Genomic DNA, 11,967 nt, shown 5'->3' on the forward strand with positions numbered 1-11,967 from the left:
CGTTATAAGATTGTTATGTAATTATTAATTAATTAACTGCATAATATCATTAAAAAAGATATAATAAATAAAAAAAAGAAAATATTTAGGGAACTTTAAATTATAAACTTTTATTATTTAATCCAGATTCTTAATCCAGAGTTTCTTCTTCAGATATTTTTTTATTTAAAAATTCAACGGCCATTTCTCGCAGTATAAATTTTTGCACCTTTCCACTGGCAGTTAAAGGTAATTCATCAATGAAAAATACGTGCTTAGGGACTTTATAGCGAGCTATATTAGAAATAGAGTAATCTCGAACATCTTCTTCTTTGATGTCAGCATCTTCATCCTTAATAATAAATGCTCCAACTATTTCACCGTATTTTTCATCAGGGATTCCTACCACTTGCACATCTTTAATTCCAGGCATAGTGTAAAGGAATTCTTCGATTTCACGAGGATAAATATTCTCTCCACCACGGATAATCATATCTTTGATACGACCTACAATAGTATAATAACCTTCTTCATCCACAGAGGCCAAATCCCCACTGTGCAACCAACCATCCTCATCAATTACTTCTCTGGTCTTTTCAGGCATTTTATAGTAACCCTTCATTACATTGTAACCTTTACAACATATTTCACCGGGTTCACCTGGCCCCAGGGTTTCACCAGTCTCAGGATCTACAATTTTAACCTCACAAGCAGGTAACGTCTTACCAACAGTTTCCACCCTTTTTTCCAGTGGATCATTTACACTGGTCTGAGTGAATCCAGGCGACCCTTCGGTTAGTCCATATACACTGGTTATCTCACTCATGTTCATGTCTTTAACCACTTTTTTCATGACTTCGATAGGGGGAGTAGAACCCGCCATGATTCCAGTACGCAGACTGGAAAGATCAAACATTTCAAACATAGGGTGGCTGTACTCTGCAATAAACATGGTTGGAACCCCATATAATGCTGTGCAGCGCTCTTTTTGAACTGCTGCCAGAACCAGTAATGGGTCAAACAATTCCACAATTACAAATGTTCCTGCATGAGTTAAAATAGCCATAACGCCCAGTACTATTCCAAAGCAGTGAAAAAGAGGCACAGTTAAACATAATCTATCATTTTCAGTAAATTTTTGTCGCTCACCAATATAATAACCATTATTTAAAATATTTTTATGAGTCAACATAACCCCTTTAGGAAAGCCAGTAGTTCCAGAGGTGTACTGCATGTTAATCACATCGTCACAAGATAGGCCTTTTTTAGCATCTTCCAGAACACTATCTTCAGTATGTTTTCCTAAAAGCATTATTTCATTGGTATTATACATTCCCCGGTGCTTTTCCGGACCTATGTAAATAACACTCTTAAGATGCGGAAATTCTTCACTATCCAGGTTACTTCTAGCATGCGTCTTTAATTCCGGTACCAGTTCATAAACTGTTTTTACATAATCAACGTCTCTAAACCCATCAATGATTGCTAAGGCTTTCATGTCAGATTGTTTCAATACATAGTCCAGTTCATGGCTTTTGTAGGCCGTATTAACTGTTACCAGCACTACTCCTATTTTAGCGGTTGCAAACATGAATGTTAACCAGTCAGGTACGTTATTGGCCCATATTCCCACGTGATCGCCTTTAGTAATTCCAATGGATAATAGGCCCTTGGCCAGCATGTCCACTCTATCATTAAATTCACTGTATTTGAATCTCAGATCACGGTCTGGATAAACCATGAATTCGTTATCAGGATATTTATTAACCTGTTTTTCAAAAAATTCGCCTATGGTGTCTTCTGTAAAGACCATAAAATCACCATTATCTTTAAATTTGTTCAATCAGTTAAATTACCAATTTATATAAATTTTTTAACTAAATATTCTTTATTTTTCACCAATATTATTTTTTACCAATATCTTCTTCTTTAACAAAATTGGCTTCTAAATCGGCCCTTATTTCATCGGGAATAGCTAAAGGAACCTGATCGATGAAATCATAATGAACCAGGACAGCTTTACCTTTTGCTTTTATTTCATCATCCTGCCAGGCCTCATGTCCAATAGTAAATGACGAATTACCAATATGAGTAATGTAACTTCGAATTTCCACATCTCCGCCATAGTACATCTGACCTATGAAGTCGAATTCAGTTCTTACTAAAATTAATTTCCATTTTTCGTAACTCAAATCCAGATCAGGAGTAAACATTCGGAATATAGGATTTCTTCCTTTTTCAAACCATATTGCTAAAACAGTATTATTAACATGCTTCAATCCATCTATATCCCCAAATCGAGGTATAACATCTATTTTAAACATTCAATATTCCTCATTAAGTAAATTTAATTTATTAATTTCAAAATTAATAAAAAGATTTAATATATTTGTTGTATTATTGTGTTATTTTTTGTTGATTAGTTTTTAAGTCCAAATAATTAAATCATTAAAATGGAGCATAAATTACAGCCAAAATCTTGGCCGGTTTTTCCCCATAGGCATGTAGATGGTGAGGAACTACTGAATCATAATAAATAGTATCTCCTTTAGATACCGTATATTTTTCACTTCCATAAACGATCTCAATTTCGCCTTCAATAACATAGATGAATTCTTCCCCTTCATGAGATTCCAGCTTGAATTCAGCATCGTCATGGATATCAACATCAATTAAAAAAGGTTCCATATGACGATCACATTTGCCAGATGCCAGTGAATAAAATTCCATAGCACTTTCTTTGGTTTGGTCTTTTTGGCCAGAGAAATAAATTACTTTTTCTGTTTGCCCTTGTTCAACAATGACTGGGCCTCTTTGTTGGACATCATCCATAAATGTACCAATTCTCACATCAAGAGCCTTTGCAATCTTAATTAAAGGTGTTAGGGAAGGAACTACATCCCCATTTTCAATATGTTCTAATAGTTCTACACTGTTTTCACTTGCATTAGCCAGTTGCTGCTGGTTCATTTCTCTGTTTTCTCTTAGTTGGCGAATTTTTGCCCCAATTAAGTTCTTATCCGACACATGATCACCTTTAATTTATTTTCTATTTTTAAAATGATTTTAATTATGATTAATTCCATATCTTGTTTGTGTATGGTGCCTTATATAATTAAATCATTAAGACCCATATTCTTAGTTCAAAACATGTTCAAACATAATATTAACCTAAAATAAACTTTTTAATTATAATAGTAATTTTTAATTATTATACTAATATTGCTTTTAATAATATACTCTAAATAAAAAAAATCTAAATAAATAGTTTTATAATACTGAAATATAATATATAAAAAAATTAATTAAAGTATCAGTTAGAATTATTAATCCTTTTAGGTGTACTATTATTCGTATTTGTATTGTTATGTATCGTTATATTAGTATTGTTAGTGATATTCTTAATTAATTGCTGTTTTAACCATACTGGTTCAAAATTAGGGTCACCAATAGTACTTATTTGTTGCTGGTCTGCTGCCAGGACTGATGGAACTTCCAGAGAAATTGTATCTGATGTCAAAAGACTTACTGAAGAACCAAAACCATAAGCAATGAAACAAACCATTAAAACTGCAAATAGCTTACCGCGTTTTTTTGAATTCAATTTATCCCTCTAATTGATTTAATTTAACAAAAGCTTGAGAATATTTAAATTTCGTTAAATTAGGTTATTATTATAATTAATTATATTCAGTATATAATTATTCTGTTTATTATTCGGTTTTATATATTAATCATTATTATTTCAGAAATATTTAAATTTAATGTTCATTTTTCATTTAAAATAACAATATATATTTTTTCTTGAATTAAAGAATTAATTCTAACTTTTTTAATTAAACAATTAATAACCGAATTATAAAATAACTTTCCCTGAAAATTATTATTTTTTTATAATTTTTATTGTCCGTAAGTATTATATAGTAGCTAAATTAAATTTTTATCGGAAATAGGTTTCCTATATCCTACTAAGATGAAAATAAGAACATAGAATAAGTATCGGAAGTATGTTTCTGTTTTCCGTGTGATAGGATAGAATATTTTAATAAAAATTAAATTAAAAATAATTGTATTGAGCTATTATTTAGATAGCTATTAATTTAGATAATTGGACTTATGAGCTATTTTAATATTTTATAGTCCAAAAATTGTTGATAAGGTTTAGGAGAAAAAAAATGACAGCTGTATTTAGTTCAGGGGACACCGCGTGGATGTTAATTGCCACGGCCCTTGTTATATTGATGACAATACCCGGACTGGCAATGTTCTACTCCGGATTAATAAGAAGACAGAATGTTTTAAACACCATGCTTTTATCATTTGTAACTTTTGCCATAGTAAGTATATTATGGTTCATATTTGGTTATGATCTTGTATTTGGTAATGATGTATCGGGATTGATAGGTGCTATCCAGAATCCATTCTTTAATGGGGTTTTAGAGTCAAAAACACTAGCAAATCTGGCACCGACCATACCCACAGGATTATTTGCGATTTTCCAGATGACATTTGCTGCCATAACCGTGGCCCTAATTTCTGGTGCCATTGTAGAGCGAATGAAATTTTCTGCATGGTTGGCATTTGTACCAATCTGGTTAGTGCTGGTTTATGTTCCTATAGCTCACTGGATGTGGGGCGGAGGATTCTTGGCTCAAATGGGTGCTCTTGACTTTGCAGGCGGAATAGTGGTTCATTTGAGTAGTGGTGTTGCAGCTCTGGCCTTAGTATTGCTTTTAGGAGTAAGAAAAGACATGCGATTGTTACCACACCACCTGGGATACTCCGTTATTGGTGCTGGATTATTATGGTTTGGGTGGTTTGGGTTCAATGCAGGATCTGCCCTAGCAGCCGGTGATTTAGCAGTTTCTGCTATGATAGTAACTAATATATCCGCTGCAGTGGGATTATTAACCTGGATGTTAATGGATAAAATCAACACTGGAAAACCTACTCTTTTAGGAGCATTATCTGGTGCTGTTGCTGGTTTAGCCTCAATTACACCTGCTGCAGGCTATGTAAATGTCACAGCGGCCATTTGTATCGGTTTTGTGGCCTCAATAATTTCATACTATGCTGTATCTCATATTAAACCACGTCTTGGATACGACGATGCACTGGATGTATTTGGAATACACGGCGTGTGCGGAATAGTAGGTTCCTTGGCTGTAGGAGTTTTCGCATTACCCGCCATTAATAGTGTTTTAACCAGTGGTGGCTTAATAACTGGTAATTTAGGATTATTATATTCCCAAGCAATTGCCATAATCATTGTAGGTGCTTATGCATTTATAATGACCTGGATTATTGGAAAAGTTCTGGACAAAGTTATTGGTTTAAGAGTTGCTCCTCAAGATGAGGTAAATGGACTTGATGTTAATCTGCATGAGGAATCCGGTTACAGATTATCCTAGATATTTATAAATGCACTCAAGACAATTGAAAAATAATAACCTATTTAAATTAACTTTTTAATAATATAGATTCATTATATTCAATTTTATGAGTAATTAGGACAAAAATCAGCTAATAAGGTGATAAAATGAAAAGGATAATCGCAATAATTCGTCCAGATAAATTTGAAACTGTTAAAAACTCATTGGAAGAGTTAGGCATTAATGGTATGACTGTAGAAGATGTTAAAGGTCGTGGCCGACAGTTAGGAATAACAGAAAGTTATAGGGGCAAAGATTACACTGTAGATCTCCTGCCTAAAGTCAGGTTAGAAATCATTGTAAAATCTATTGATGTAGATAAAGTAGTGGATACCATTGTAAATCAAGCCAAGACTGGAGATATAGGTGATGGAAAAATATTCATTTCCCCTATTGAAGAAGTAGTTAGAATCAGAACCGGTGAAAAAGGTGAAGGAGCTATTTAATAGTTTCTTCTAATTTTATTTTTTTTTTATTTTAAATAATATTTTTAAATTGATTTTTATAAGAATATAATTCTAAACATTTTCCAATTTTTTTTTAAATAAATTAATTATAGTAAAGATAATTTTTTAAATAATATTAAAATACCATATTTAATCATGTTTTTTCATTTAAAATGATTAATTTTTCATTATTGGAGTAATTTTTCTCATATAAAGTAACATATTTTCTATTTTTTCTGAACAAAAAAAGGCTCAGATTCGAAACATTTATATACTAATATTCACTACATCTAATATGTCGGAAGATGGCTTCCGATTTCCGAAAGGATCATATTTAGTCCCATATACCATCATGGTATAAAGACCATGATCCCGGAAATAATCTCAGTGGATATTAATTTCACTGAAATAAGTCTTATAGATTAGATATATAAATAAATAATAGAAATAAACATTCAAATTCTAATTTATAGCAAAATTAAATAAAATCGATTATTAAAATTTGCATTTTAGTTGCAAATTTTTTAATAAAAAAATGGAGGAAATGTTATGGATCCTGTTCTTAACTCTGGTGATACAGCGTGGATGCTTATATCCACAGCCCTGGTAATGCTCATGACCATCCCTGGTGTGGCATTATTCTATGGCGGGCTAACTAAAAAAGAAAATGTATTAAATACAATGTTTTTATCTCTCATCGCATTTGCCATAACAAGTATAATCTGGGTACTCTATGGGTACCAGTTTGCATTTGGTGCAGATACTTTGATGGGATTAATTGGAAATCCGACTAATTTGATGATGAATGGAATTGGTGTAGACCAATTGGCAACACTAGCCCCAACTATACCTGAATTTGTCTATATTGCTTTCCAGATGACTTTCGCCGCTATAACCGTGGCTTTGATTTCTGGAGCAGTAGTAGAGAGAATGAAATTCTCTTCCTGGATGGTATTTATTGTGGCCTGGGTCTCCCTAGTATACGTTCCTATTGCCCACATGGTATGGGGTGGAGGAATTTTATTCAACCTGGGTGCTCTTGACTTTGCAGGCGGTACCGTTGTACACATAAACTCAGGTATAGCTGCCTTAGCCCTGATTCTACTACTAGGTAAAAGAAAAGATACCAGATTACTACCACATAACCTAGGATACTCTGTAATTGGAGCAGCCCTCCTATGGTTTGGATGGTTTGGATTTAACGCTGGATCTGCCCTTACTGCTGGAGGGTTGGCTGGATCTGCATTCCTGGCAACAAACACTGCTGCTGCTGCGGGTATGATATCTTGGGTAATTATTGACTACATTAAAACAGGAAAACCAACCATGCTAGGTGCCATATCTGGTGCCATTGCTGGTTTAGTAGCAATTACTCCGGCAGCCGGATTTGTAACCATACAAGCCGCCATTATAATAGGTTTTGTCACCTCATTTATCTCCTACGCCGCAATATCCTACCTAAAACCGAAATTAGGATACGACGATGCACTGGATGTATTTGGAATACACGGAATGTCTGGGCTATGGGGATCAATAGCTGTGGGTCTTTTCGCAGCACCGTTTATAAACTCCCTGGGAACTGGATTATTCTATGGAAATCCTGAACAACTTTGGATCCAACTAATAGCAGTTTTCGTAGTAATTATTTACTCATTTGTAGTAACCCTAATCATCGGATTAGCCATTAAATACACAATGGGACTACGAGTAGAAGAAAGAGATGAAATCGAAGGTCTGGACACTAATCTCCACGAAGAGTCAGGTTACAGAATCTAATAAGGGGAAATGAAAATGAAAGAGATAGTAGCAATTATCCGCCCAGAAAAACTGGAAGATGTTAAAAAAGCCCTGGAAGAAATCGGTTGCAATGGTGTGACTGTGGTCGAAGTCAAAGGACGAGGCAGGCAGTTAGGCATAACCGAAAGCTATCGGGGGAGCGACTACCGAATTGATCTTTTACCAAAAACCAGATTAGAGATTATAATTAACGATGAAGATGTAGAAAAAATTACAGATGCCATTGTTAAAACTGCTCAAACTGGAGACATTGGAGATGGAAAAATATTCATATCTCCTGTAGAAGAAGTAATTCGGATTCGTACCGGAGAAAGTGGCAAAAAAGCTGTTTAATTGGAAATAAGGTCTAATGACCTTATTCATTTTATTTTTTTAAAATTGTTTATAAAAAACTTAAAGTAAATTAAAAAGATTGGGGAATCTATTTTTTTTAAATTTATTAAATCTGATTTTTAATAGTAATTTTACCTATTAATTTCATTCATTTATTCTAAAAATAATAAACAATTTATATTTATTCTCTAAATCTGAATTAAATTATTTTAATGGATTATTTTTGATTTTAGAAATATTAAAGAAAATATTAAGAAATTTGCAGTAGGTTGCAAAATGATACCTAAAAAAATTCTTGTATTGAAAAATGAAGGAAGTCTTGAAATTGATAGCCACGATTGGCTGGATATGGAAATTTTAAATTATAATCAAATTAGTATTGACGGGACAAAGACTTGTCTTCTAAAGGAACCATCTAATGACAATTTTTATTCGATTAATGAAAAAATAGCTCAAATTGATGGCCTAATGATTTTTGCAGAAAAATCCCGGTATCAGTGCATAATAAACCTTGAAAAAACATTGATTGAAGAAGAAATACCCTATGTCATATTGTCAGAAAATGAATTAGAAACTCTAAATTCTAAAAACTATTTCATCTTAATAGAAGGCCAGCATTTTCAAGCAATTATTACGGCCTTGAATAGAATATCTTCTTTAATAAAAGAAGTTAATGATGGTGAAATAGGGGAAATAAAAGAAGAAAAAGAACTTAATGAAGAAAATAATATATTGAATAAAGAATCTGATAAAAAAGAATTCACCGATGATTTAAATAGTAAAGCAGAGCCCTATCCTCATTTTGAGAAACGAAAGTTTGAAATCAGAAATTTTAATAAACAAATTGAAATGCAGCAGGAAGAATCCTTAAAAAAGGTCAGATTCACCCTGCACCCCATTATGCTAGATTCAGTTAAATCATCATTAAAAAAATTGGGATTCTCTAATATTACTATAACTGATATAAAGCACTATGATTCAGAAAAACACACCCATGAAATTTATCGGGCCAGTAACTATGAAATGAAGGCCAGAAAATGGCATGAAATAATGATTGTGCTGAGAAAAAACGAGGTAGATTTCATAGTAAATATGCTTAAAAAGCTAAAAAATGAGGACATTGGTGATGAAGTTATAATATCATCCTCTGATAATGCAATACGCATTAGTAGTGAAGAGAGAGGATCAGAAGCTTTAGATTAATATTTTAATTAATAATTTTTATTTTTTAGGTTATACAACTTTCATTTCTAATTTTTTTTTAATAATAAATTAATTTTTAAATAAATTTTTTTAGTTATTTCTTTTTTGTGAATAATTTTTATTTTCTTATTTTCTAATTAGTTATCTTATTTTTTAAAAAAAATATATCTTAAATTAGCTACTTAAATTAGTAATCCATCAACAAAAGACTTTATTTGAATTTAAAATTAATTTAAAAGAAAAAATGAAAAATAAATGAAATAAAAAAAGAATTTAAAATTAAATAGAATTAATTAAATTCCCCTATCTTGCATACGGTCCGCATCAGCTATTTCACTGATTTCCAGACCATGCATAGCTTTTCCAAGTCCCCTTGAAACATCAGCTAAAACTTCAGGTTCATCGTAATGAGCAGTTGCTTCTACTATAGCTCGGGCGAATTGTTCAGGATCATCTGATTTAAATATTCCAGATCCAACAAATACACCGTCGGCACCGAGTTGCATCATTAAAGCAGCATCAGCAGGAGTAGCAACTCCACCAGCAGCAAAGTTAACAACTGGAAGTTGGCCTAATTTAGCAGTTTCTTTAACCAAAGATAGTGGAGATTCAATTTCCCTGGCAAAGGTCCAGAGTTCCTCTTCCTCTTTATTTTGGATTTCCCTAATTTGGCCCATAATAATTCTCATGTGGTGGACCGCTTCTACAATATTACCAGTTCCAGGTTCACCTTTGGTACGAATCATAGCTGCACCTTCGTCAATTCTCCTTAAAGCTTCCCCAAGATTTCTGGCTCCGCATACAAAAGGTATGGTGAATTGTTTTTTATCAATGTGGAACATTTCATCAGCAGGAGTTAAAACTTCACTCTCATCAATCATATCTACTCCCAGAGACTGCAAAATTTGAGCCTCTGCAAGATGGCCTATTCTAGCTTTGGCCATTACTGGAATAGATACTGCATCAATAATTTCCTGTACTTTAGTTGGATCTGCCATCCGAGCCACTCCACCGTCAGCTCTAATGTCTGAAGGGACCTTTTCTAAGGCCATGACTGAAACAGCACCTGCATCTTCAGCAACAGCTGCTTGTTCTGCATTTACAACATCCATTATAACTCCGCCCTTGGTCATTTTGGCAAAGCCCTTTTTTAAAACTTCTGTACCATGTAACATAAATTTTCCTCCATTATTATAAGTTTAGCGTGATTCCTACCTGTTAAATTTGTATTGATTACGCAAAAATTTATATAATTGATGGTTAAAATTAGTAATCAACATAAACAGTTTGATTTTAGGATAATAAATACTTTTTATTGAAATTTCTAAAAGAAATCTAAGAAAAAAAGATTTGAAATTTAAATAACCATTCCTGAAAATCATTTCAAAAATCCATACAAAAAATCAATATAACCAATTTAAAATATTTTATATTAAAAAATAAATTATAAAAATTAAAAATCAATATAGAACTTAATATTATACATTATCAAAATAAAAGTGATAATATGGCATTTACTGGAACTTTAATATACTCACACATTCTTCCTGGAATTCTAGCAGTTATAGGAATTTTTCTTATTTGTAATGGAATTATGGATCGTAAAAATAATTATACAATAATAGGAATAGCTCTATTTTTCTTAGCAGGATTATTACCATTTTTAATTTTACCATTCATGCTAGGAACATAACTTAAATAGCATTCTAACCATTAATATTTCATTTTTAGATATTTAATAGATTAGTATATATTTTATTTTTTTCTAATATTTTAGATATATCTTACAATCTTTTTTTTATAAATTAAAAATACAAATTTAAAAATAAAATTCAAATATATTTAATCAATCTTCAATCTCTTTTCTATATACTGCCAATTTTTATCAAACCCATTTGAACTTTCCAGTTTTATGGTGGCCACCATGGAAGCGAACTTTCCACAATCTTGAGGGTCATTACTCATTATCTTCCGGGAAATGTAAGCAGCCATGTAGGTATCACCAAGACCTGTTGGATCATTCAATTTAGTGGGAGCATAGGGCATTATTTTGAACGCAGTTCTTTTTTCACAGGAATATATAATGGATCCTCTATTCCCACAGGTGATAATTACTTCTTGAGGACCATTTAGTGATAATTTTCGAGCAATTTCAGAAAGGTTGTCATCTGGATTTCCCACAACTCGGGCCTCTTTTTCATCTAAAAATAGAATATCAACCAGGTTTAATAATTTTTTAATTTCACTTAAAGGTTCCAGGGATATGTCACACCCATCAAATTGTCTTAAATATCCCTGAAATCCCAAATATATGGGAATATTTTTTTTACTTAATTCTAAAACTGTTTCCAATGGAATATCTGATGGTAAAAGAGGGCCTAATAAAATCCCATTGCATTTGCCCCCCATTTTAGAAAATATATTGGAAATATCTTCCTTAGTAATTGGAATTCTTGGAGCATTGGATCTCTGGAATCTATGATTAGGGTTTTCATCATAGTAATTATTCTCAAATTTTACCGTATCCTTTTTAAAGATAGGTAAAATACTGTTTTTATCAGGAAAACGGTTCAAAATATCTTTATCTTCAACTGCCAAAGTAACAGCAGCTTTATAATTCAATCCCAGGCCATTAAAGACTTTTGATTGGTAATAAACTGCTCCCCCTACAGAATGAGTTTTTTGATTTCGTCGGATGATAGTATCCTTGCTAACCGGGCCTAAAAGTAGAAATTCTCCCATTTTATCACTTAATTTTTAATATTAAATTATATTAA

Annotated in this window: 12 protein-coding genes; 6 read left to right on the forward strand and 6 right to left on the reverse strand. The window is 32.3% G+C overall.

Features of this window, described 5'->3' with window-relative positions; translation table 11 throughout:
- Positions 1 to 130 precede the first annotated feature (130 nt).
- The 4 genes from Q7I96_03555 to Q7I96_03570 form a co-directional block, all read right to left on the reverse strand.
- Positions 131 to 1,792: an AMP-binding protein gene (locus Q7I96_03555; protein MDO9626688.1), complete on the reverse strand. Its 1,662-nt coding sequence runs from the start codon at positions 1,790 to 1,792 to the stop codon at positions 131 to 133.
- A gap of 91 nt (positions 1,793 to 1,883) precedes the next feature.
- Positions 1,884 to 2,303 carry a thioesterase family protein gene (locus Q7I96_03560; protein ID MDO9626689.1) on the reverse strand — a complete coding sequence of 140 codons (420 nt, stop codon included), beginning with the start codon at positions 2,301 to 2,303 and terminating at the stop codon, positions 1,884 to 1,886.
- 124 nt (positions 2,304 to 2,427) lie between these two features.
- Entirely contained in the window at positions 2,428 to 3,006 is a 579-nt protein-coding gene (locus Q7I96_03565) for an XRE family transcriptional regulator (protein ID MDO9626690.1), read from the reverse strand.
- A gap of 286 nt (positions 3,007 to 3,292) precedes the next feature.
- Positions 3,293 to 3,583: a hypothetical protein gene (locus tag Q7I96_03570; protein MDO9626691.1), complete on the reverse strand. Its 291-nt coding sequence runs from the start codon at positions 3,581 to 3,583 to the stop codon at positions 3,293 to 3,295.
- A gap of 571 nt (positions 3,584 to 4,154) precedes the next feature.
- On the opposite strand from Q7I96_03570, the gene Q7I96_03575 reads away from it, so the two are divergent.
- From Q7I96_03575 to Q7I96_03595, 5 genes are all read left to right on the forward strand, one after another.
- Complete coding sequence (locus Q7I96_03575) at positions 4,155 to 5,390, forward strand: ammonium transporter (protein ID MDO9626692.1); 1,236 nt, start codon at positions 4,155 to 4,157, stop codon at positions 5,388 to 5,390.
- 128 nt (positions 5,391 to 5,518) lie between these two features.
- Positions 5,519 to 5,857 carry a P-II family nitrogen regulator gene (locus Q7I96_03580; protein MDO9626693.1) on the forward strand — a complete coding sequence of 113 codons (339 nt, stop codon included), beginning with the start codon at positions 5,519 to 5,521 and terminating at the stop codon, positions 5,855 to 5,857.
- 549 nt (positions 5,858 to 6,406) lie between these two features.
- Complete coding sequence (locus tag Q7I96_03585; GenBank protein MDO9626694.1) at positions 6,407 to 7,633, forward strand: ammonium transporter; 1,227 nt, start codon at positions 6,407 to 6,409, stop codon at positions 7,631 to 7,633.
- 15 nt (positions 7,634 to 7,648) lie between these two features.
- On the forward strand, positions 7,649 to 7,987 hold the full coding sequence (locus Q7I96_03590; GenBank protein MDO9626695.1) for a P-II family nitrogen regulator: 339 nt from the start codon (positions 7,649 to 7,651) through the stop codon (positions 7,985 to 7,987).
- A gap of 276 nt (positions 7,988 to 8,263) precedes the next feature.
- A complete protein-coding gene (locus Q7I96_03595) occupies positions 8,264 to 9,190 on the forward strand; it encodes a P-II family nitrogen regulator (protein ID MDO9626696.1) in 927 nt (308 codons plus the stop codon).
- 293 nt (positions 9,191 to 9,483) lie between these two features.
- Here Q7I96_03595 and pdxS read toward each other — a convergent pair whose 3' ends face one another.
- Positions 9,484 to 10,365 carry a pyridoxal 5'-phosphate synthase lyase subunit PdxS gene (gene pdxS, locus Q7I96_03600; GenBank protein ID MDO9626697.1) on the reverse strand — a complete coding sequence of 294 codons (882 nt, stop codon included), beginning with the start codon at positions 10,363 to 10,365 and terminating at the stop codon, positions 9,484 to 9,486.
- A gap of 332 nt (positions 10,366 to 10,697) precedes the next feature.
- On the opposite strand from pdxS, the gene Q7I96_03605 reads away from it, so the two are divergent.
- Positions 10,698 to 10,883 (forward strand): hypothetical protein, encoded by a 186-nt coding sequence (locus tag Q7I96_03605; protein MDO9626698.1) that lies wholly within the window; start codon positions 10,698 to 10,700, stop codon positions 10,881 to 10,883.
- 149 nt (positions 10,884 to 11,032) lie between these two features.
- Here the strand turns inward: Q7I96_03605 and Q7I96_03610 are convergent, their stop codons facing one another.
- Positions 11,033 to 11,932: a PfkB family carbohydrate kinase gene (locus tag Q7I96_03610; protein ID MDO9626699.1), complete on the reverse strand. Its 900-nt coding sequence runs from the start codon at positions 11,930 to 11,932 to the stop codon at positions 11,033 to 11,035.
- Positions 11,933 to 11,967 lie beyond the last annotated feature (35 nt).

It is taken from the genome of Methanobacteriaceae archaeon (assembly GCA_030656015.1).
Taxonomy (GTDB): domain Archaea; phylum Methanobacteriota; class Methanobacteria; order Methanobacteriales; family Methanobacteriaceae; genus UBA349.

What these genes read in the sequence shown, in the direction of transcription:
- Q7I96_03560 (MDO9626689.1), bottom strand. Translation starts at nt 2,303, where the DNA reads ATGTTTAAAATAGATGTTATACCTCGATTTGGGGATATAGATGGATTG.
- Q7I96_03580 (MDO9626693.1), top strand. Translation starts at nt 5,519, where the DNA reads ATGAAAAGGATAATCGCAATAATTCGTCCAGATAAATTTGAAACTGTT.
- Q7I96_03590 (MDO9626695.1), top strand. Translation starts at nt 7,649, where the DNA reads ATGAAAGAGATAGTAGCAATTATCCGCCCAGAAAAACTGGAAGATGTT.
- pdxS (MDO9626697.1), bottom strand. Translation starts at nt 10,365, where the DNA reads ATGTTACATGGTACAGAAGTTTTAAAAAAGGGCTTTGCCAAAATGACC.
- Q7I96_03605 (MDO9626698.1), top strand. Translation starts at nt 10,698, where the DNA reads ATGGCATTTACTGGAACTTTAATATACTCACACATTCTTCCTGGAATT.
- Q7I96_03585 (MDO9626694.1), top strand. Translation starts at nt 6,407, where the DNA reads ATGGATCCTGTTCTTAACTCTGGTGATACAGCGTGGATGCTTATATCC.
- Q7I96_03595 (MDO9626696.1), top strand. Translation starts at nt 8,264, where the DNA reads ATGATACCTAAAAAAATTCTTGTATTGAAAAATGAAGGAAGTCTTGAA.
- Q7I96_03575 (MDO9626692.1), top strand. Translation starts at nt 4,155, where the DNA reads ATGACAGCTGTATTTAGTTCAGGGGACACCGCGTGGATGTTAATTGCC.
- Q7I96_03555 (MDO9626688.1), bottom strand. Translation starts at nt 1,792, where the DNA reads ATGGTCTTTACAGAAGACACCATAGGCGAATTTTTTGAAAAACAGGTT.
- Q7I96_03610 (MDO9626699.1), bottom strand. Translation starts at nt 11,932, where the DNA reads ATGGGAGAATTTCTACTTTTAGGCCCGGTTAGCAAGGATACTATCATC.